At 71.4% G+C, this 21193-nt stretch carries 20 protein-coding genes; 13 read left to right on the forward strand and 7 right to left on the reverse strand.

Features of this window, described 5'->3' with window-relative positions; all coding sequences use genetic code 11:
* Positions 1-36 precede the first annotated feature (36 nt).
* Positions 37-792 carry an SDR family NAD(P)-dependent oxidoreductase gene (locus ACOOHC_RS01670; RefSeq protein ID WP_420452278.1) on the reverse strand — a complete coding sequence of 252 codons (756 nt, stop codon included), beginning with the start codon at positions 790-792 and terminating at the stop codon, positions 37-39.
* 193 nt (positions 793-985) lie between these two features.
* On the opposite strand from ACOOHC_RS01670, the gene ACOOHC_RS01675 reads away from it, so the two are divergent.
* The 5 genes from ACOOHC_RS01675 to ACOOHC_RS01695 all read left to right on the forward strand — a co-directional run bounded on the left by ACOOHC_RS01675 (position 986) and on the right by ACOOHC_RS01695 (position 5856).
* On the forward strand, positions 986-1327 hold the full coding sequence (locus ACOOHC_RS01675) for a nuclear transport factor 2 family protein (RefSeq protein ID WP_420452279.1): 342 nt from the start codon (positions 986-988) through the stop codon (positions 1325-1327).
* A complete protein-coding gene (locus ACOOHC_RS01680; RefSeq protein ID WP_420452280.1) occupies positions 1324-2802 on the forward strand; it encodes an SDR family oxidoreductase in 1479 nt (492 codons plus the stop codon). The genes ACOOHC_RS01675 and ACOOHC_RS01680 overlap by 4 nt, the downstream gene beginning before the upstream one ends.
* A gap of 174 nt (positions 2803-2976) precedes the next feature.
* Entirely contained in the window at positions 2977-3756 is a 780-nt protein-coding gene (locus ACOOHC_RS01685) for an SDR family NAD(P)-dependent oxidoreductase (RefSeq protein WP_420452281.1), read from the forward strand.
* Between the two features lie 90 nt (positions 3757-3846).
* Positions 3847-4629, forward strand: a complete 783-nt coding sequence (locus tag ACOOHC_RS01690) for an SDR family NAD(P)-dependent oxidoreductase (protein WP_420452282.1) — start codon at positions 3847-3849, stop codon at positions 4627-4629.
* A 42-nt stretch (positions 4630-4671) separates the two neighbouring features.
* Positions 4672-5856, forward strand: coding sequence for a cytochrome P450 (locus tag ACOOHC_RS01695; protein ID WP_420452283.1), 1185 nt, complete (start codon positions 4672-4674; stop codon positions 5854-5856).
* On the opposite strand, the gene ACOOHC_RS01700 is transcribed toward ACOOHC_RS01695, so the two are convergent.
* Positions 5819-6604 (reverse strand): sugar phosphate isomerase/epimerase family protein, encoded by a 786-nt coding sequence (locus tag ACOOHC_RS01700; RefSeq protein WP_420452284.1) that lies wholly within the window; start codon positions 6602-6604, stop codon positions 5819-5821. The genes ACOOHC_RS01695 and ACOOHC_RS01700 overlap by 38 nt on opposite strands.
* 111 nt (positions 6605-6715) lie before the next feature.
* On the opposite strand from ACOOHC_RS01700, the gene ACOOHC_RS01705 reads away from it, so the two are divergent.
* From ACOOHC_RS01705 to ACOOHC_RS01715, 3 genes are all read left to right on the forward strand, one after another.
* On the forward strand, positions 6716-8008 hold the full coding sequence (locus ACOOHC_RS01705) for a cytochrome P450 (RefSeq protein ID WP_420452285.1): 1293 nt from the start codon (positions 6716-6718) through the stop codon (positions 8006-8008).
* A gap of 72 nt (positions 8009-8080) precedes the next feature.
* On the forward strand, positions 8081-8629 hold the full coding sequence (locus tag ACOOHC_RS01710; RefSeq protein WP_420452286.1) for a pyridoxamine 5'-phosphate oxidase family protein: 549 nt from the start codon (positions 8081-8083) through the stop codon (positions 8627-8629).
* Positions 8626-9264 (forward strand): nitroreductase family protein, encoded by a 639-nt coding sequence (locus ACOOHC_RS01715; protein WP_420452287.1) that lies wholly within the window; start codon positions 8626-8628, stop codon positions 9262-9264. Before ACOOHC_RS01710 ends, ACOOHC_RS01715 begins: the two co-directional genes overlap by 4 nt.
* A gap of 46 nt (positions 9265-9310) precedes the next feature.
* Here ACOOHC_RS01715 and ACOOHC_RS01720 read toward each other — a convergent pair whose 3' ends face one another.
* Genes ACOOHC_RS01720 through ACOOHC_RS01740 form a run of 5 tightly spaced genes read right to left on the reverse strand, consistent with a single transcriptional unit; the run spans position 9311 to position 12982 of the window.
* The gene (locus ACOOHC_RS01720; protein WP_420452288.1) at positions 9311-10165 is read right to left on the reverse strand and encodes an SDR family NAD(P)-dependent oxidoreductase; all 855 of its coding nucleotides are present in this window, start codon (positions 10163-10165) and stop codon (positions 9311-9313) included.
* A 5-nt stretch (positions 10166-10170) separates the two neighbouring features.
* Positions 10171-10413 (reverse strand): hypothetical protein, encoded by a 243-nt coding sequence (locus tag ACOOHC_RS01725; protein ID WP_420452289.1) that lies wholly within the window; start codon positions 10411-10413, stop codon positions 10171-10173.
* Positions 10410-11843, reverse strand: a complete 1434-nt coding sequence (locus tag ACOOHC_RS01730; protein WP_420452290.1) for an aromatic ring-hydroxylating oxygenase subunit alpha — start codon at positions 11841-11843, stop codon at positions 10410-10412. The genes ACOOHC_RS01725 and ACOOHC_RS01730 overlap by 4 nt, the downstream gene beginning before the upstream one ends.
* A 51-nt stretch (positions 11844-11894) precedes the next feature.
* Positions 11895-12620, reverse strand: a complete 726-nt coding sequence (locus ACOOHC_RS01735) for an HAD family hydrolase (protein ID WP_420452291.1) — start codon at positions 12618-12620, stop codon at positions 11895-11897.
* A gap of 14 nt (positions 12621-12634) precedes the next feature.
* The gene (locus tag ACOOHC_RS01740; RefSeq protein ID WP_420452292.1) at positions 12635-12982 is read right to left on the reverse strand and encodes a putative quinol monooxygenase; all 348 of its coding nucleotides are present in this window, start codon (positions 12980-12982) and stop codon (positions 12635-12637) included.
* Between the two features lie 146 nt (positions 12983-13128).
* Here ACOOHC_RS01740 and ACOOHC_RS01745 point away from each other — a divergent pair, with 146 nt between their 5' ends.
* The 5 genes from ACOOHC_RS01745 to ACOOHC_RS01765 all read left to right on the forward strand — a co-directional run bounded on the left by ACOOHC_RS01745 (position 13129) and on the right by ACOOHC_RS01765 (position 21193).
* Complete coding sequence (locus ACOOHC_RS01745) at positions 13129-14163, forward strand: zinc-dependent alcohol dehydrogenase (protein WP_420452293.1); 1035 nt, start codon at positions 13129-13131, stop codon at positions 14161-14163.
* Positions 14164-14277: 114 nt separating this feature from the next.
* Positions 14278-15234: an SDR family NAD(P)-dependent oxidoreductase gene (locus tag ACOOHC_RS01750; RefSeq protein ID WP_420452294.1), complete on the forward strand. Its 957-nt coding sequence runs from the start codon at positions 14278-14280 to the stop codon at positions 15232-15234.
* 124 nt (positions 15235-15358) lie between these two features.
* Positions 15359-16864 carry an ABC transporter substrate-binding protein gene (locus ACOOHC_RS01755; RefSeq protein WP_420452295.1) on the forward strand — a complete coding sequence of 502 codons (1506 nt, stop codon included), beginning with the start codon at positions 15359-15361 and terminating at the stop codon, positions 16862-16864.
* Positions 16865-17076: 212 nt separating this feature from the next.
* A complete protein-coding gene (locus ACOOHC_RS01760; RefSeq protein WP_420452296.1) occupies positions 17077-18561 on the forward strand; it encodes an ABC transporter substrate-binding protein in 1485 nt (494 codons plus the stop codon).
* Between the two features lie 76 nt (positions 18562-18637).
* Complete coding sequence (locus ACOOHC_RS01765) at positions 18638-21193, forward strand: ABC transporter permease (protein WP_420452297.1); 2556 nt, start codon at positions 18638-18640, stop codon at positions 21191-21193.

A 21193-nucleotide genomic window follows, 5' to 3' on the forward strand; every position in this document is an offset into this window, starting at 1 on the left:
GGTCATGGTGCGGTCGTCCCGGGATGCCCACGCCGCTCAGAAGTCGACGCGCTTGAGGAAGCCGCCGTCGACCGTCACGTTGACGCCGTTGACGTGGCCGGCGGCGTCGCTCACGAGGAAGGCGACGACGTTCGCGACGTCCTGGGCGGAGCCGAGCTCGCCCTGGGGGTGGTTCTTCTGCGTCGCCGCGTAGAAGTCGCCCATGTTGTCCTTGATCTTGTTCCAGTCGCCGCCCTCGATGAAGATCGGCCCGGGCGACACGACGTTGCAGCGGATGCCCTTCGCGCCGAGCGTCTGGGCCTGGCCGAGCGTCCAGTTGGTGACCGCCGACTTGAACGCCGAGTAGCTGTTCGCGCCGGATGCGAAGTGCTCCATCGTCGCCGTGGTCCCGATGCTGATGACCGACCCGCCGCCGTCGGCGAGGGCGTCGGTCGCCGCCTGGACGCCGAGCACCATCGCCATCAGGTCGATGTCGAAGTTGTCCTTCCACCCCTCGATCGACTTGGCCGGCTTGCCCGAGGTGTTGTGCACGTAGACGTCGAGCCCGCCGAGCTCGTCCGCGACCGAACCGACCCACGCCGTGAGCGCGTCCCCGTCGGCCGCATCGACCACCGCACCGGTCACGGTGCCGGCCGACGACATCTCCTCGACCGCGGCGTCGACGTCGTCCTGGGTGCGCGCGCAGATCGCGACCGACGCGCCCTCGGCGAGCAGGGTCTCGGCGACGGCTCGTCCGATGCCCTTCGTGGCTCCGGTGACGATGGCCTTCTTGCCGGTGAGTCCGAGATCCATGTTGTCTCCTGTCGATCGGGCCGATCGTCGTGGACGACCGTGGTGCGGTTGGACGGCGCCGAACCTACCCGGCAGCGGCTCGACGATCGACAGCGGAGCGCTCGACCCCACCGCGCCGACGACGCGGCGCACGGTGGGCCGCGTTCGGCGCGCTCGCATCGCACCGCGGCATCGCCGTTCCCTACGGTGCGGCATGGCCGCAGACGCGCTGGAGACGATGACGACGTTCTGGGAGACGCAGGACCGGGGTGACTGGGACGCGGTGGCGGCGCTCTTCGCGGACGACGCCGTGGTCGTCGATCCGTTGTACGGCACCTTCGAGGGGCGCGACGCGATCGACGGGTTCTTCTCCAGGGTCTCCGCCGAGATGGCCGAGATCGGGGCGACGTTCCGCCTGGTCGACCTCGCCGCGGACGGCGAGGTCGCGTGGGCCGAGTGGGAGGCCACCACCGACCGCGGCGACCTGACCGGAGCCGGGCTCTACCGCGCCCGCGACGGGCGCATCACCTACTACCGGGATCACATCGACCGGTGAGCCGCGCTGCGATCGTCACCGGGGCCGCGTCGGGGATCGGGAGGGCCACGGTCGAGACCCTCCTCGCCGCGGGGACCGACGTCGTCGCGGTCGACCTCGGCGACGTGACCTGGCTCGAGGGGTGGCTCGACGGCGCCGGGCCGGGCTCGGGACGTGCGGCGGCGGTCGTCGGCGACGTGACCGCGGAGTCCACCAACCACGAGGCCGCCACCGTCGCCGTCGAGCGCTTCGGTCGCCTCGACGCGCTCGTGCTCAACGCCGGGGTGTCGATGGGCGGCGACCTGCTCGGGCTGGCGATGGAGGACTTCGACCGCGCCATGGAGGTCAACGTGCGCGCCGTCGCGCTCGGGATCCGAGCCTGCGTGCCCGAGCTGCGCACCTCGGCCGATCGCGTCGACGGCGGGGGACGCATCGTCGTCACCGCGTCGACCTCGGGGATCGGCGGCGACCCGTCGATGTGGGCGTACAACGCCTCCAAGGGGGCGGTGATCAACCTGGTGCGCGCCGCCGCGGTCGACCTCGGGCCGTCGGGCGTGACGGTCAACGCCGTGTGCCCCGGCCCCACCGAGACCGCGATGACCGCACGGCTCGGCGAGCTGCCCGAGGTGCACGAGTCGCTGCGCCGGGCGATCCCGCTCCAGCGCTGGGCACGCCCCGAGGAGGTCGCCGCGGTGATCGCGTTCCTCGCCTCGCCCGCGGCGTCCTTCGTCAACGGCGCGATCGTGCCCGTCGACGGCGGTGTCACCGCGAGCACCGGCCAGTTCACCCCCGGTGAGCGCGGCGTGACGGGGGCGCTGAAGGCCCGGCCGGGCGGTGGGCCCGGGATCCCCTCGACCTCCGAGGGACGCCCGGGCGCGACGTCGCGCCGCCTCGGTCGGCCCCCGTCGAGCGACTCGGGTGCGACGCGCCGGCGGATCCTCGACATCGCCCGGGCCTCGTTCGCGAGCGTCGGCTACGGCGCGACCACCAACCGCCAGCTCGCCGCGGACGCGGGGATCACCGCCGGAGCGCTCTACCACTACTTCGGCTCCAAGCTCGACCTGTACCTCGCGGTCGACGACGAGTCGCGCGACGACGTGTACCGCCGCTTCGACGACGCGGTCGCCGAGGCCGACGGGTTCGTCGGCAAGCTCGAGGCGGTCCTCGACGCCGCCCACGACCTCAATCAGGAGGACCCGACGATCGCGGCGTTCATCTCGTCGAAGCGCGTCGACGTCCGCCGGCACCCCGAGATCGCGGCGGCGGTCGACTCGCAGTCGGTGCGCCGCGACCAGTTCTTCGACCACCTCGTCGACGTCGGGGTCGCGACCGGCGAGATCGCCTCCGACCGCCGTGAGATGACGCTGCACCTGCTGAACACGATCCTCACGGGTCTCGTCGACGCGGTGTCCGACGACTCCGATCAGCACCGGTCGGCCATCCAGGCGGTCAAGCTCCTCGTGCGCGGCGACTTCCTCACCGGTCCGGCAGGCTGACGACCATCCCGCCGGGCCGCGGCGACGGGCGGCTCGTGCCGCCCGGGTCGTGACGAGCCGGTCGCCCGTCGCGCGCCGGCTCCGACTCGGGGCCCGGGCGCAGCGAGCGGTACCGTCCGCGTCGGTCGCATCGACGAGGGGCGTCGACGACGGACATCGAGCGGAGGGGTTCTCATGGGGGTACTGGACGGGCGCGTCGCGTGCATCACGGGCGGGACGCGCGGCATCGGGCTCGGGATCGCGCGCGGGTTCCTCGACGAGGGCGCGCAGGTCGTCGTCAACGGCCGTGACGAGGCCAAGGCGAGCCGGACCCTCGACGAGCTCGACGCCGGCGACCGGGCGCACTTCGTCGCCGGCGACGTCAAGCAGCGCCAGGTCTGCGAGGACCTCGTCGACGAGACCGTCGACCGCTTCGGACGGATCGACATCCTCGTCGCCAACGCGGGCGGGGGGTCGGGCCACGCCCCGATCGCCGAGCTGACCGACGAGGCGATGCAGGACGCCCTGGTGTGGAACTTCTGGCACACCTTCTGGACGATGCGCCGGGCCTTCCAGCACATGATCCCGCAGCAGTCGGGTCGGGTGATGGCGGTCAGCTCGGTGGAGGGCAAGGTCGGCAAGCCCGGCATCTCGATCTACGTCGCGGCGAAGCACGCGATCAACGGGTTGGTGAAGTCCGCCGCCCACGAGGTCGGGACCCTCGGGATCACCGTCAACGCGCTGTGCCCCGGCGCGATCGAGACCGACATCATGCGGGCCGAGGGCCCCGCCGCCGCCGAGTCGATGGGCACCGACTACGAGGGGCTGCTCGCGATGTTCGCCTCCGAGTCCGCGATCAAGCGGCTCAACGAGGTCGAGGACGTCGCCGTCGTGGCGACCCTGCTCGCGTCCGACGCCGGAGCGGGGATCACCGGCTCGCTGATCTCGATCGACGGCGGGACCGCCCCCTACTGAGCCGAACGCCGGTCCGTGGCGCGCGGACCGCGACGGAGAGAACGCACGCGCGACGACGACGAAGACCGAACGACGAAGGAGACGAGATCGATGGGCAAGCTCGACGGCAAGGTGGCCTGCATCACGGGCGGGACGCGCAGCATCGGACGGGGGATGGCCGACGCGTTCCTCGCCGAGGGCGCGAAGGTCGTGGTCAACGGGCGCGACGAGGCGAAGGGGCAGGAGTGCCTCGACGAGATGGGTGCCGGCGACGACGCTGCGTTCTTCGGCGGCGACGCGTCGAAGCAGGAGGCGGTCGAGGGCCTCGTCGACTTCACGATCGAGCGGTACGGCCAGCTCGACATCTGCTGCCTCAACTCCGGCGGGGTGCTCAACACCGCCCCCGTGTTCCAGATGAGCGACGAGGAGTGGGAGCTCGAGGTCGACTGGAACCTGAACCACGTGTTCTGGGGGATGCGCCGCGCCCTCCAGCACATGGTGCCGCGCGAGTCGGGCCGGGTCATCGTCACCTCCTCCGTCGAGGGCAAGATGGGCAAGCCCGGCATCCCCGGCTACGCCGCGACGAAGCACGCCGTCAACGGCCTGGTCAAGGCGGCCGCGCACGAGGTCGGCACGCTCGGGATCACCGTCAACGCGGTGCTGCCCGGGCTGATCGAGACCGACATCGTGCGCGCGACCGGCCCGGAGTCGGCCAAGGCGATGGGGCTCGGGACCTACGACAACCTGATCGACGCCTTCACCGCCGAAGCGGCGATCAAGCGCCCCAACACCGTCGCGGAGGTGGCCGCCGTCGCCGTGCTGCTGGCCTCCGACGCCGCGCGCAACCTGACCGGGTGCATGTTCCCGGTCGACGGCGGCACCATGCCCTACTGACCGACCGCTCGACCGACCGCTCGACCCACCGCTCGACCGACGATGACCCACTCCCACCTCGACCACGCGAACGACCTCGAGCCCTCGGTCGGCCACGCACGGCTGCGCGACGCGTCGCCGCTCCACGTGGAGGAGTCCCACGAGCCCCCGTTCCACGTCGTCGCTCGCCACGCGGACGTGCTCGAGGTGGTGATGCGTCCCGACGAGTGGCGCAACGGCGGCGGGGTCGGCGTCCACGAGCAGCGCGGCGGCGTCCTCGGAACCGCCGACGACCCCGACCACCGGCGTCAGCGGCGCGTCCTGCAGGACTCGTTCCGGCCGGCCGCGATCGCCGCGCTCGACGACGAGGTCGTCGCCGTCGGCGAGCGCCTGTGGACGACGGCGTTCGGCGAGGACGGCGAAGGGGACTTCGTCCGGTCGTTCGCCTTCCCGTTCCCGGCCGTGGCGATCGCGATCCTGCTCGGCGTGCCACCCGAGCGGCGCGACGACTTCGGTCGCTGGTCCGACGACATCGTGGCCACCCTCGCGGGTGCGGACGAGGAGCGCGCCGAGTCGGCGAACCGGCAGATCTTCGCCCTCGTCGACGCCCTCGTCGACGAGCGTCGCGCCCTCCACGATCGCGGCGACGCGCTCCCCGACGACGTCCTCACCGTGCTCACCCTCGCCGAGATCGACGGCACCCTGGCGCGCCAGGAGGTGCGCCGGCTGAGCCAGCAGCTCCTCGTCGCCGGTCACGAGACCACCGCGAGCCTGATCTCGCTGATGCTCCACCGGTTGATCGAGCGGCCCGAGCTGGTCGAGAGACTCCGGCGGGACCGATCGCTGATCGCACCGGCCGTCGAGGAGTTCCTCCGCTTCGACTCCCCGGTGCAGGGTCTGTTCCGGACCAACCCGGAGCCGAGCGAGGTGGCCGGCTCCGTGCTGCCGGCCGGCTCACGGGTGCAGGCGCTGTTCGCCTCCGCCAACCGCGACCCGGCGGTCTTCGACGACCCCGACGAGATCGTGCTCGACCGCTTCGGCCCGGGGACGCGCTCGCACCTCGCGTTCGGGTGGGGTGTCCACCACTGCATCGGGGCCCCGCTCGCCCGTCGGGAGGGTCACCTGGCGCTGGGGTGGATGATCGACCGCTTCGAGACCGTCGAGCTCGTCGGTGACGTCGTGGTCAACGAACCGTTCATCCTCCGCGGTCTCACCACGCTCCCGATCCGCTGGACCGTCCGTCGCTGAGCGCCGCCCGGGTGGTCTCGAGCACGTGGCGCGCCCGGTCGGTCGGATCGGCGAAGCGGGTGCGCAGGTCGGCCGAGCGGACCTCGAGCGACAGCGCGGTGCGCCCGGGCAGCGCCTCGACCAGCCCGGCGACGTCGAGCCCGCCGGAGCCGAGGACGCCCCGGCCGTCGAGCGCCTCGGCGACGAGGTCGCCCGACGCCGAGGCCGGCGCGTCGCAGAGCTGGGCGTAGGGCAGCCGCGCCGGATCGATCGCGGCGACATCCGCGGGGCCGCCGCCGGTGCGGTCGAGGTGCAGCGCATCGACGAGCACACCGGCGTTGGGTCGATCGACGCGATCGAGGATCGCCAGCGCCTGGGGGAGGTCGCGCACCGACATGAACGCCATGAACTCGAGGCTGCAGCCCACCCCGTGGGAGGCGGCCAGGTCGCACAGCTCGCCGAAGCGCTCGGCGAAGCGGTCGTCGTCGACGCCGCGCGAGACCACCAGCACGTCGCTCGCGCCGACGGCGGCGGCCGCCTCGACGACGCGCTCGCCGTGGTCTCCGTCGGGGGTGACGAAGACGGGTTCGACATCGAGCGCGACCGTCCCCGTGTCGTCGAGTCGGCGACGCACCTCACGGGCGACCCCGTCGTCCCAGGTGTCGGCGTCGAACCAGATGCCGCACCCCGGCCAGCCCGCCTCGGCGCACGCGGCGACGAAGTCGGCGGGCCCGGTCTCGGGGCAGACGCCGGCGGCGAGCGAGAGCAACCGATCGGTTATCGGCCCAACGTAGGGTCGCGTCGACGCCGGCCCCGAGTCCGCCGCGGGCACCGGCGCCGCGGTCCGTGAGCGGGAGGACGCGGCTGGAAGACTGGGCACGTGGTCACCGACACGACACTCGAGCGACGGCTCGCACGCATCTCGTGCCCGGTCGAGCGAACGATGCTCGACCCGATCGTGCAGGACGATCCGTGGGACTTCTACTCCGAGCTGCACGAGTCGTGCCCGGTCTTCCCGATGCCGGAGATCGGCGCGGTGATGGTGACGCGCTACGACGACGTCCGCCACGTGCTGACGAACCCGGAGCTGTTCTCCAGCGGCGGTCGCGGCGGCGGGACCAAGAGCGGGCTGCAGGTGGACAACGCCCGCCGCCACCAGGAGATCCTGCGTGCGCGCGGCTGGGGGCACGTCGAGACGCTGCAGCGGACCGACCCGCCCGTCCACACCCGCTACCGCCGCCTGGTCGCGAAGGCGTTCCTGCCGCGCCGGATCGCCGAGATGGCCCAGCGCATCGACGACGTCGCGCGCGGTCTGATCGACGGGCTCCTCGACGACGGTGAGTGCGAGTTCCACCTCGACTTCGCGATGCCGCTCCCCGGCATCGTGATCGCGGAGGAGCTGGGGTTGGACGCATCCGAGATCCACCGCTTCGACCGGTGGGCCCACGCGATGCTCGCGCTGGCGATGCGTCCGCTGACCGAGGCCGAGACGATCGAGGCGGCCGAGGTGGAGCTCGAGGCGCAGCACCACCTCGCCGAGGTGTTCGCGGCGCGGCGCGCCGAGCCGACGAGCGACCTCATCTCGACCCTCGTCCACGCCCACGCCGACGAGGAGGGTGTCGAGCCCCTGACCGTGGCAGAGCTGCAGAACCTGATGCACCAGCTGGTCACCGGCGGCTTCGAGACGACGACGAGCGCGTTGGACCACGGGATGTGGCTGCTCGCCCGGCGCCCCGACGTCCAGGAGCGGGTGCGCGCGGACCTCTCGCTCGTCGGAGCGTTCGTCGAGGAGGTGCTGCGCTACGAGAGCCCCGTCGCCGGCCTCACGCGCCGGGCGACCCGCGACGTCGAGATCGGCGGGGTCGAGGTCCCCGAGGGGACGATGGTGATGGTCCGGTACCAGGCGGCGAACCGCGACGCCCAGGTGTTCGACCACGCGGACGAGTTCGACCTCGACCGGTCGCGCGACGCCCAGCACCTCGCGTTCGGGGTCGGCCCCCACTTCTGCGTCGGCGCCGCGCTGGCACGCCAGGAGCTGCGCAGCGCGTTCACCCAGTGGCTGGCCCGGACCTCCGGCATCGAGCTCGCCCGGCCCTTCGACGGGCCGGTCCACGAACCCTCCTTCATCCTGTTCCCGATGAAGGAGCTCCCCCTCCGCTTCACCCCCGCCTGACGACCACCGACGTCCGGCGTCCGACGGACCCCCGCGTCGTGGCGGGGGAGGGGTGCGTCGTAACGTCGGCTCATGAGCGAGAACGATCTGGTGGACGACTACGAGGACGTCACCGTCTACGGCCTCGACGACGACGTCGAGGCCGAGATGCTGCAGGCGCAGAACGAGTGCACCTTCATCTGGTCGAACACGGAGGGCTGGCCCGTCGGGGTGATCATGTCCTACGTCCACCGCAAGGGCCGGTTCTGGCTCACCGCCACGAGCCAGCGGGCACGGATCAGCGCCGTGCGCCGCGACCCACGGGTCTGCATCGTCGTCACCTCCACGGGGTCGAAGATGGTGCGCAACAAGACCGTCACCTACAAGGGGACCTGCACGGTCCACGATGACCGGTCGGTGAAGGACTGGTTCTACCCCGAGCTGGCCGCCGCGCTGCAGGAGGATCCCGAGCGGCGGGCGGTGTTCGAGAGGTTCCTCGACTCGCCCCGTCGCGTCGTGCTCGAGGTCGAGCCCACCCAGCGCATCGGCTACGACGGCGCGAAGATGGGCAAGGCGACCTCGGAGTGGATGGAGGCCAACCGCGACCCGGTCGGCGACGACTCGGACGTGAGCGCCTCGTGAGCGAGCACCTCGGGCTGAGCGCGGACGAGGTGCTGACCACCACGCGCAGCGTCCGCAAGCGCCTCGACCTCTCCCGGCCCGTCGACCGTGGCGTCCTCGTCGAGTGCATCGACATCGCGCACCAGTCGCCGACCGGGTCGAACTCGCAGCGGTGGCGGTGGATGATCGTCGACGACGCCGACCGGCGCCGAGCGATCGCCGAGATCTACCGGACCCACTTCGAGGCCGCCTACGCGGACGCCCCCGACCCCGAGCCGGGTTCGCAGGCCGATCGGATCCGTGAGTCGGCGCAGCACCTGTCCGACCACCTCCACGAGGTCCCCGTCCACGTGATCCCGCTGCTCGCGGACCGGATGGACGAGGGCACCCCGTCGTTCCGCCAGGCCTCACGGTGGGGCGGGATCCTCCCGGCGGTGTGGAGCTTCATGCTCGCCCTGCGCGAGCGAGGGATCGGCTCGGCCTGGACCACCCTGCACCTGCGCGACGAGCGCGCCGTGGCCGACATCCTCGGCATCCCGTTCGACGACTACACCCAGGCCGGGTTGTTCCCCGTCGCGCACACGGTCGGCACCGACTTCAAGTTGGCGAAGCGCCCGCCGGCGGAGGAGTTCATCCGCTGGAACGAGTGGTCGTAGCGAGCGGTCGGAGCCGACCGCCGCGACCGAGGAGCGGCGGTGCCGCTCAGGCGCCCGAGCCGTCGTCGCCGGCGGCCTCCTGGCGGCGACGGGCGACGTCGGCGTACATCTGCGGTGTGGGCAGCGCGAGCAGCGACGCGCCTCCGTCGACGCACAGCGTCTGGCCGGTGACGTAGTCACCGAGCTCGCAGCACAGGAACAGCGCGGCGTTCGCGATGTCCTGCGGTGAGCCCATCCGCCCGAGAGGGGTCATCTCGCGCAGCGCGGCGATCGCGGTCGGGTTCTCGAAGTGGCCCGCCGTCATCGGCGTCTCGATGAGCGATGCGGAGATCGCGTTGAACCGGATGCCGGCGTCGCCGTACTCGACCGCCGCGATCTTCGTGGCGTACTCGAGGCCGGCCTTCGCGCTCGCGTAGGCGGCGAGCCCGCGCGCCGGGTTGTGCGCGGTGAGCGAGCTGATCGAGACGAACGAGCCGCCGTGGCCGAGCTCGCGCATCGCGTTGGCGGCGTGGCGGATGCACGACATCGCGCCGCCCAGCTGCACGGCGTGCATCTCGTCGAGCAGGTCGCCGGTGAGGTCGGCGATCGGGGTGGAGCGCTGGAAGCCGGCGCAGTTGACGAACGCGTCGAGGCGCCCGGTCTCGTCGACGACGCGCGAGACGAGGGCGGCGACGGCGTCGTCATCGGTGATGTCGCAGGTCGCGCCGATCCCGCCGATCTCGGTGGCGACCCGGTCGACGAGCTCGGCTCGGCGAGCGGCGACGACCACCGTGGCGCCCCGGGCGGCGAAGGTCCGGCTGATCGCCAGCCCGAACCCGCTGTGGCCGCCGACGACGACGGCGGTGCGACCGTCGAGGCGCGTCGTGGGTTCGCCCGCCGGCGGCACGCCGGGGTCGGCCACGCCCGTCAGCTCTCGGCCACCGCTTCGGGCTTGTGCCCGATCGCGGAGGTGTCGCCGACGCGGTGGTTGGCGATGACGGGACCGCCGACCCACCCGCAGAGCTGGGGGTCGCACTCGCGCAGCTCGCCGGAGATCCAGTGCCCGTCGGTGCCGAAGATGCCCTCCCTGCCGTCGAGGCTGACGCGGATGTTGCCGTCGCCGTCCTGCTCGTGCAGCGCGCCGGTGAAGGGGTGGACGATGCCGTTCACGACGTCCTCGCCTTGGCGCCCGTGCCGAGGCTCACCGGGGTCTCCGACAGCGGCTCGTCGCCGACGCACTCGGTGAGCAGGTCGTGCAGCCAGCGGATCTTGGACTCCTGGTAGTTGGAGAAGGTGGCACCGGCCTTGCGGGTCGTCTCGAGGCCCTTCTGCACCTTGGCCATGTTGAACACGTCCTGCTGGAAGACCTTGGACAGCATCCCCAGCTCGGGGGCATCGGTCCACGGGTCGTCGACGCCGAGACGCTGCTCCTCGGCAGGGGGTGGCCGCTCGCCCTCGAACGGCGTCAGGAAGAAGACCTCCATGATCGAGGACCGGTGGTCGTCGCCGTTGGGCCGGAACCGGTAGACGATGCGGTTGAACGCGCCCCACGGGTGGAAGTTGGGGAACACCGTGTAGTCGAGGGAGTCCATCATCTCGGAGTCGCTCATCTGGTCGACCTGGTCGCCGACCATCGGGCGCCACCGCTCGCGCGCCATCTCGGAGAGCACGGCCCGGGCGGTCTGGCCCTCCTCGATCGTGATCGGCGCCTCCTGGTCGACGCGCACGTCGAGCATCCCGCGGACCATGTCCTGCTCGGTGACGTCGCTGTCGGCGCCGCCGATCAGCGGGCTCGGCGTCCCGCCGGGGGTGATGACCCTGGAGCAGCGGTCCCACACGTCGACCTGGCTGTTGACGTCGCCGAGGTAGGACAGGATCTGGGGGTGCGTCGCGTTGACGTGGTACGCCTCGCAGAACGCCTCCTGGGCGATCTTCCAGTTGGCCTCGATGATCCGCGAGACGTGGGCCTCGACGTAGCGGTCCTCGAGGTCCCACACCTCGAACTGCTCGACGATCTCGCCCAGGTGCTCGCTCAGCGGACCGGCGTCGGGGTCGGGGTTGATGAACACGAACCCGGCCCACGTGCCCACGCTGCACTCGGGGAGAGTGAAGTCGTCGGGGCGTTGGTCGACGTGGGGGAAGTCCCACGCCGCGGGGACGTCCTGCAGCTGCCCGTCGAGCTTCCACGCGAACCCGTGGAACGGGCAGCGGAGCTCGGAGCAGTGGCCGTCGTACTCCTTGAGCTGGCGGCCGCGGTGCAGGCAGGCGTTGGGGTACGACTTGATCGAGCCGTCGTCCTGGCGCACGACGAGGAACGACAGCTCGGCGATGTCGTAGACGATGTAGTCACCGGGTTCGGGGATGTGCTCCTCGCGGCACGCGAACTGCCACGTCCGCGACCACATCCGGTCGACCTCTCGCCGGTGCCACTCACGCGAGGTGTACCGCTCACGTGGGATGTCGTCGCTGCCGAGGTAGCGCGGCGACTCGAGCCGCAGGACGTCGGGAACCGGGTGGGTGTCGGCGTCGAGCAGGTCCTGGTAGGTGAGGCCGGGTGAGCGCGCGTCCGGTGCGGCGCTGGTGTCTTCCGTCGCGGTCATGTCCCCAGTATTGACCACGCGGTGAGTTCCGGCGACACCGGAGGAGTCCCGTCAGGGGCGCGGACGGGTCCCGTCACCGGCGTCCGGGGAGCTCGACCGCGCATCCCGACCGCCGCCCGTGGACGTGTCGGGTGCGGCGTCGGTGGAGCGGTGGAGGATCGCGTCGAGCTCGGCCAGCGCGTCGAGCGGATCGTCGACGAGCACCGTCGCCCAGCCGAGGTCGCGGGCCGGGGTGAGGTTGTGCTCGAAGTCGTCGAGGTACGCGATCGCGCCGTGGTCGACGCCGAGGCGCTCGGCGGTGATCGCGTAGATCGCGGGCTCGGGCTTGCGCGCGCCCACGGCGAACGACTCGACGACGACGTCGAACAGATCGAAGTCGACGTCGCGCTGCATGGTCGGGCGGAACTCGGCGAAGGTGTTGGTGAGCAGACCGGTGAGCAGCCCCTCGGTCCGCAGCGCGCCGACGCGCTCGAGCATCACGTCGACGACGTCGTAGCCGCCGGGGGAGAGCAGCCGGTCCATCTCGTCACCGTGGAGCTCGACGTCGTGCGCACGCGCCCACGGGTCGAGCAGGCCCTGGATCTCGACGAGCGCGATCTCCCCGCGCTCGGCGCGGTGCCACGGGTGCCGCGCCCCGCTCTCGCGCGGGCCGAGGAGGATCTCGTGCATGACGGCGCGGTCGATGTCGTGCGACGCCGCGACGGCGCCGATCTGGTTCGCGATCGTGGTGATCAGCACCCCGCCGAAGTCGAAGACGACCGCGCCCGGACGTGACACCGTCGGGTGCCGCCTCAGCCGAAGCCGGCGGTCGCGGTGCCGTCGGAGCCGTAGACGGGGGCGGAGGCGTCGATGCGGTGCTTGCGGCTGACGGCGCTCGCGAGCCCACCGGCACCGAGCATGGTGCGCATGTCGTGGTAGTTGGGGTGGTCGAAGTGGGCCGCGAGGGCCTCCTCCGACTCCCACAGCTCGTACACCTGGATGAGGTCGTCCTGGCACGGGTCGGCCGCGAAGCAGTAGACGATGCAACCCGGCTCGTCGTCGCGGGTCGCCTTCTGGATCGGGGCGGACCGCTCGAGGATCGCGGCGCGCTGCGATGGGTCGGTGACGGTGATCGCTGCTTCGACGGCGATGAGGCTCACGGTGGGTCTCCTGTCCGGCCGGCGGCCGGGGGCGTCGGCTTCGTCGTGGCCCCGTGGCGCGGGGCACAGTGAGGCACAAGGTAGGGCGCGCGGTCCGCCGGGCGACGAGTCGCACCCGACCGCGGCCGCGACACGACGGGGGCGAGATGCACGCAGCGCTGATCACGGGGACCGAGACGGTCGAGCTGGTCGAGTTCGACGAGCCCACGCCGGCGCCGACCGGGGTGGTCGTCGACATCGCGTTCTGCGGGATCTGCGGGACCGACGTCCACGCCTACCAGTCGGGGCGACCGTACAACCCCGCGATCTGCGGCCACGAGTGGTCGGGGACCATCTCCGCGACGGGCGCCGAGGTGTCGTCGCTGTCCGAGGGCGATCGCGTCGTCGTGGCGGCGGCTCCGGCCTGCGGCGGGTGCGTCGCCTGCCGGCGTGGCCTGCCGGCGCGCTGCGAGGTCGCCTTCGCCTCCGCCGTCGGGCGCGACGCGATGGCCCCACCCCACGGCGGGTTCGCTCCTCGACTCGCCGTCGCGCGCGATCGCGTCGTGCTGACCGACCCGGCCCTCGACGACGCCCAGGCCGCCCAGGTCGAGCCGGCCACGGTCGCGTTCCACGCGGTGCGGACCAGCGCGCTGCGACTCGGCGACGTCGCGGTCGTCCAGGGAGGTGGCCCGATCGGGCTCGCCACGATGCAGTGGGTGCGCGCCGCCGGCGCGGGCGTGGTGATCGTGATCGAGCCGAGCGACGGGCGTCGGCGCCTGGCGGCCGAGCTCGGCGCCCACGTGGTCGTCGAGCCGGGCGCGGCGGCCGAGGCGGCGATCCGCGACGCGACGCGCGGCCTCGGCGCCGACATCGTCTACGAGTGCGTCGGCCGTCCCTTCGCGATCCAGTCGGCCGTCGACCTCGCCCGACGTGGCGGGTCGATGTGCCTGATCGGACTGGCCGAGGGTGACGCCGCCATCTCGCCGGGGACGTGGCTGGTGAAGGAGATCTCGGTGACGTCGTCGCTCGCGTACCTGCACGAGGAGTTCGAGATGTCGATGGGGATGATCGCCGACGGTCGGGTGCGCGTCGAGCCGCTGCACTCCTCGACGGTCGGCCTCGACGGGCTCGCCGACGCCCTCGCCGACCTCGCGAGCGGCACGAGCGTCGAGACGAAGGTGCTCGTCGATCCCCGTCGCTGACCGCCGTGGTCCGATGCGGTCGCGCCCGCGCCGCCGGGCGCGCCGATCGCAGGCGCCGGAGCCGTGCGCGCTAGACCCACCCGGGACGGATCACGACGCAGACGGGGGTTGCACATGTTCGATTTCGCCGGCAAGACCGTGTTGATCACGGGAGCATCGATGGGGCTGGGGGAGGGGTTCGCGCACGCCTTCGCGCACGCCGGCGCCGACCTCGTGCTGACCGCCCGCTCGGAGGAGCTGCTGGACGGGGTCGCGGACGTCTGCCGTGGGTCGGGTTCGACCGTGACGGTCGTCCCCGGCGACGTCTCGGTGGAGGACGACGTCGCCCGCGTCGTGGCCGCGGCGACCGAGGCGCACGGCCGGATCGACTGCCTGATCAACAACGCCGGGGTCAGCGACATGCGCGGGGTCGCGCCGGAGTCGTTCGACATGGAGACGTGGAACAGGATCCTCTCGGTCGACCTGAGTGGGGCGTTCATGTACCTGCGCGACGTCGGTCGCCACATGCTCGAGCAGGGCGGGGGATCGATCGTCAACATCTGCTCGATCATGGGCCACGGCGCGAACGAGCTGAACATCATCGCCTACACCGCGGCGAAGGGCGCGCTGCGCAACATCACCCTCCAGCTCGGCTGCGAGTGGGCCGACCGCGGGGTGCGGGTCAACTCGGTGTCACCGGGGTTCATCGTGACCGAGATGGTCCGCCCGGCGATCGAGGGGATGGGGATGGACCGCTGGATCTCGTCGCGCACGCCGATGCGCCGGATCGGCGAGCTGCCCGAGATCGTCGACCCGGTGCTGTTCCTCGCGTCCGACTCGGCGAGCTACATCACCGGCCACGACCTCAACGTCGACGGCGGGACGAACGCGGCCAACGGCTACTTCCAGATCCCCCCGATCCACCACGAGTGGAACGCCGAGACGGCGCCGCGCGTCGGCGCCGGCTACGAGGGCGTGCAGCCCCGACCCGACTGGTACGCCGCGATGGCCGCCGGGATCCCCGGCCTGCACTACGACCCCGAGGCGGTCGAGCCGGATGCGACGACCACGGGGCCCGATCACGAGCTGTGACCTCCGACTCGTCGTCGAACCAACCACCTGGTTACTTTCCACCACGTCGAGCCGTTCCGACGGGTCGACCCGCACCGTTCGGGGAACGAGGGCGGACCACACGATTCAAGGGGGATCCTTTCCGATGACACCACGATCACAGAGGTCGTCGCGTCGACTCCTCGCCGCCGCGACCGGCTTCGCGCTCGTCGCCTCGGCGTGCGGCAGCGACGGCGACGCCGACGAGGGCGATGCGTCCTCCGAGGTCACCGTCGAGTCCGATGCGGGCTCCGTCGACACGACCGCCGAGTCGGCCGACACGACCGCCGAGACGGCCGAGGGCCCGGCCGACACCACCGACTCATCGGACGGGACCGCAGCCCCCGCAGGCACCGCCGGCGAGGCGCCGTCCGGGGAGGCGACCGGGGAGCCGTTCGTCATCGGGGTGCAGAACCTCGAGGGCGATCCGAACGGCTCGTTCCCCGAGTACACGCTCGCGATCGAGGCCGCCGCCGAGTACGTGAACACCGAGCTGGGCGGTCTCCAGGGGCGCCCGATCGAGCTCGAGGTCTGCCAGTCCGTCGTCGCACCCGACGACTCCCAGCGCTGCGCCAACGAGCTGTCGGCGGCCGGTGTGGACCTCGCGATCTCGACGATCAACTTCTTCGGCAACCACTTCTCGATCTACCAGGGATCCGACATCCCGGTCCTCGTGGTCACCCCGATCACGATCGCGGACTTCACCTCCGAGGGCGTCTTCTCGATCGGGGCGGGAGGTGGCTGCCTCGGTGCCCACACCGGCCTGGTCCAGTTCGTCACCGACGACATCGAGGGCGAGGAGGACATCGAGGTGCAGAAGGTGGGCGTCCCGTGGGCCGACACCCCACCCGGGGTCGTCTGCTACAACGACCTCGAATCGAAGCCGCTGGACGTGCTCAACGGCTCCGAGCCGGGTGACGCCGAGCGCGCGGGCTCCGAGCCCGACCTGTCCTACATCGGCGTGCCGGTCGCACCCGCCTCCCCGGACGTCACCCCGCAGGCGACCGAGGTCCTCGACTTCGGTCCCGACGCGATCATCTTCTCCGGCCAGGGGGCAGACTGCTGGAACCTCGTCGACGCGATGGGCCGCCTCGGCTGGACGCCCGATGACATCCCGCTCGTCCTGTCGGGTTCGTGCACGGACTTCGAGGCGCAGCGCGCCGCCGGCCCGCTCGCCGAAGGCGTCTACTTCATCGGGACCGGCAACACCCTGCTGTCACCGCTGGAGACCCAGGAGCCGGGAAAGAACCTCGATGACGCCACCGTGTACCAGGAGAAGAGCGCCGAGTACGGCGTCGGCGAGGCCGACATCTTCAAGGGATTCGCTACGCAGGGCTTCTCGGCCATCATGAACATCTGGGAGCTCGCGAACCAGGTCGAGGGTGAGCTGACGGGCGACGCCGTGTACGACGCCTTCGCAGCGACCGACGGGACGCAGGACACGTTCGGCGGGCTGGCCTTGGACTGCGCCGGAGCACCGGAGCCCTACGTGGCCGTCTGCAGCTCGTCGGTGAGCGTCAATCGCTGGACCGGCGAGCAGTTCGAGGTCGTCATCGAGGAGCTGTCTGGCCTCGACCTGGTGGCCGGGACCGAGCTCCGACCCGGGGGCTGATCCGTCCTTCCCGTCGCGGTCGTCATCGGCCGCGGCGGGGTGTCGTGGGCAGGCGTCGTGCCCGCCCACGACACCCGGGCGGCCCGACCGCTCGACGACCGATCGAACACGACCTGACGACCCACCACCCACCACTCATCGACACACCCGGCGCCTCCGACGGAAGCGCTCCCGACACACCTCAGTCTCGACACACCTCAGGAGGAAGCCCGATGGCGACCCGACCCGATCACCGCCGACTGCTGGGCGCAGCGCTCTGCCTCGGCCTCACCGCAGCCGCGTGCGGCAGCGACGCGACGTCGAGCGACGACGACACGAGCGCGGAGGGCGCCGACGCGACCGCAGCGACGTCGGCCGCCGACGAGACGGGATCCGACTCGACCGCCGGGGACGACACCGCGCCCGACGGCACGCAGGCGGGCGCCGGCGCCGGGTCCGACGGTGGCGGCGAGCAGCCGTCCGGCGAAGCGACCGGTGAGCCGATCGAGATCGGGGTGCAGAACCACGAGGGCGACCCCAACGGGTCGTTCCCCGAGTACTCGCTGGCCGTCCAGGCCGCGGCCGACTACATCAACGCCGAGCTCGGCGGCCTGGGCGGTCGCCCGATCGAGATCGAGCTGTGCAAGTCGGCGGTCGCGCCCGACGACTCCCAGCGCTGCGCCAACGAGCTCTCGGCGTCGGGCGCGGAGCTGATCCTGTCGACGGTCAACTTCTTCGGCAACCACTACTCCATCTACCAGGGCTCCGACATCCCCGTGATCGTCGGCACCCCGTTGACGATCGCCGACTTCACCTCCGAGGGCGTCTACTCCATCGGCGCCGGGGGTGGCTGCCTCGGCGTCCACACCGGCCTGGTCGAGTTCGCGACCAACCAGATCGAGGAGCTCGAGGGGATCGACGTGCAGCGCGTGTCGGTCCCGTGGGCGGACACCCCTCCCGGCGTCGTCTGCTACAACGACCTCGAGGCGAAGCCGCTCGACGTGATCGCCGGCGAGGAGCCGGGCGACGCCGAGCGCGCCGGTGAGAAGCCGGACCTGACCTACGTGGGCGTCCCGATCACGCCGGCCGCACCGGACGTGACGCCCCAGGCCACCGAGGTCCTCGAGTTCGACCCCGACGTGATCATCTTCTCGGCTCAGGGCGCCGACTGCTGGAACTTCGTCGATGCGCTGGGACGCCTCGGGTGGACCACCGATGACATCCCGCTCGTGCTGTCGAGCTCGTGCACCGACCTCGAGGCGATGCGCGCCGCCGGCGACCTCTCGGAGGGCATCTACGTCGTGGGCAGCTCCAGCGGGCTGCTCTCGCCGCTCGGCAGCCTGGAGGGCGACCGCCTCGAGGACGCCACCGTGTACCAGGAGAAGGCGATGGAGTACGGCATGTCCGAGGCGGACGTGTTCAAGACCTTCGCCAGCGCCGGCTTCGCCGCGATGATGAACATCTGGAACATGGCCAACCGCGTCGACGGAGAGGTCACCCCCGAGGCGATCGAGGAGGTGCTCGCCGCGACGGACGGCTCCCAGGACGTGTTCGGCAGCACCCCCCTGGACTGCTCGGGAGCTCCGGAGCCGTACGTGGCGGTCTGCAACTCCTCCGTCGGCGCCAACGTGTGGAACGGCGAGGAGCTCGAGCTCGTGATCGACGAGTTCACCGGCCTGGATCTGGTCGCGGGCACCGAGCTGCGACCGGGCGGATGACCCGCCACGACGACCTCCGGCTCCGTGCCGGTTCGGTCGTGACCGACAGCCGACGACGCGCACCGAGGGAGACGACGTGAACGACATCATCTTCGACCTGATCAGCGGGCTGGGGCTCGGCGCGCTGTTCGCCATGCTGGGCGCCGGCCTCGTCGTGTCGTACAAGGGGTCCGGGGTGATCAACTTCGCCCACGGCGCGCTCGCGATGTACGGCATGTTCACCTTCGACCGGGCGTGGAACCAGGGGGAGTTCTTCCTCCCGTGGGTCGACATCCTGCCGACGCACGAGCTCAACCTCCCCGTCCGGATCACGCTCTCCGACAGCGGTTCGTGGCCGTTCGTGCCGTCGCTGATCCTCGCCCTCGCGATGGCGGCCTTGCTCGGACTGGCGGCGCACTTCCTCGTGTTCCGCCCGTTGCGCAACGCCGCCCCCCTGGGCAAGGTCGTCGCGTCGGTCGGGCTGCTGCTCTACCTGCAGGGGGTGGCGCTGCTGAACTTCGGCACCTCGTTCCCGCAGCCGCGCAGCGTCGTGCCGTCGGAGGTCATCAACAACTTCCTCGGCTTCGGCAAGCCGTTCCCCCGCAACTCGCTCTACGTCATCGGCTTCTCGCTGCTGTTCGGCGTGGTGCTGTGGGCGGGGTACCGCTACACCCGCTTCGGCCTCGCGACGCGGGCCGCGGCCGGCAACGAGAAGGGCGCGGTCCTGCTGGGGTACTCCCCCCAGACGCTGGCCGCGTTCAACTGGGTGATCGCGTCGGTGACGGCCACCCTCGCGGTGATCATCGTCGGGCCGATCCAGGGCACGATCACCCCGATCGGCCTCTCCGCCCTGATCGTCCCCGCACTGGCGGCGGCGCTGATCGGGAGCCTCCGCTCGATCCCGCTGGCGATCGCCGGCGGCCTCGCGCTCGGCGCGGTGCGCAACCTGCTCGAGCTGAACAAGGCCGAGTGGTTCGACGTCTCGGGTCTCACCTGGCTGCAGAACGGCGTCAGCGAGGCGATCCCGCTCGTCGTGATCGTGGTCGTGCTGTTCCTCAAGGGCCAGTCGCTGCCCATCCGCGGGACGGTGAAGGAGCGACGCCTGCCGATCGCACCTCGGCCGCAACGCATGTTCGAGCACGCCCTCGTCTGGCTCACCGTGCTCACCCTGCTCGCCTTCGTCTTCGAGAACGCCGGCTCGCGCACGCGCTTCGCCGGGGCGCTCCAGCAGGGGCTGGTGTTCGCGATCATCAGCCTGTCGCTCGTCGTGCTCACCGGCTACACCGGGCAGATCTCGCTCGCGCAGATGTCGTTCGCCGGGATCGCCGCGTTCTTCACCGCGCGGATGATGGCCGACGGCATCGGTCGGGGATCGAACCTCGTGCCCGTCGAGGGACCCGGCCTCCCGTGGCCGATCGCGGCGGTGGTCGGGATCGCGGTCGGGGTGCTGATCGGGGTGATCGTCGGCCTCCCGGCGGTGCGCATCCGCGGTGTCCAGCTCGCGGTCGTCACCATCGCCGCGGCGGTCGCCGTGCAGGCGCTGTACCTCGAGAACGACATCGTCACGCAGCTCCGAGCCGGTGTCCCGGCCTACGTGAAGGAGCCGACCTTCTTCGGCCTCGACATCGGAGCGCGCAGCGAGCGGGCGCAGAACGAGCGTCCGGCGTTCGCCATCTTCGGCGGCGTGGTGCTCGCGCTGCTCGCGATCGCGATCGCGAACCTGCGACGAACCGGGGTCGGACGCCGGTTCCTCGCGGTGCGCGACAACGAGCGCGCCGCGGCCGCGGCCGGGATCAACGTCACCCGCACCAAGCTCCTCGCCTTCGCGCTGAGCTCGGGCATCGCCGGCATCGGCGGGGTGATGCTCGGCTTCCGTCAGGTCGAGGTGTCGTCGGCCAACTTCATCTACGGCTTCAGCCTGTCGGTGCTCGCCACCGCCTACCTCGCCGGGATCACCTCGATCAACGGCGCGATCGTGGCCGGGATGATCATCAGCGCCGGCGCCCTGGCACCGACGTTCTCCAACTACTTCTTCGCCGGGACGAACATCGACAACTACATCGCGCCGTTGACCGGGCTCGGCATCATCGTCACCGCGATCATCCACCCGGAGGGCGTCGCGCCCTTCTTCGGGGAGGGGATGAGACACGCCGGCAATTGGCTCGTGAGCGCGTTCCCCGGCGCCGAGACCGTGCGCTCCGCCTACCGCGGCCCGCGCGGGGTCGCCGTGAAGGTCGCGCTCGCCGGGCTGGTCATCGGGTTCGCCCTCGCCGTCTACAACATCCGGGTCTCGGAGCTGTTCGAGGTCCAGATCCTCGTGTGGGTGGCGGTCGTCCTCGTCGCGCTGGTCGTGCTGGCCCGCTCGCTCGGATCGCTGTCGCCGACACCCGCCCAGGCGGGTGCGCGGTGGGTCGACTGGGCGAAGCGATTCGGGCCGACCGCTCTCGTCGGGTACGTGCTCGGCTGGATCGTGTGGCCGCTGCGCGTCGAGAGCTACGAGAACTTCTGGATGCCCCTCCTCGGGGCGGGGTTGGCGCTGTTCGCCCGGTCCATCTACCGCCAGATCCGCTACGGCCACCCCGAGGCGGAGACCAAGGAGCTCCCGCCGACCACGGACGCCCACGACGCCAACCTCGCACCGGAGATGATCTGA

Source organism: Ilumatobacter sp., assembly GCF_965215205.1.
Taxonomy (GTDB): Bacteria; Actinomycetota; Acidimicrobiia; order Acidimicrobiales; family Ilumatobacteraceae; genus Ilumatobacter_A.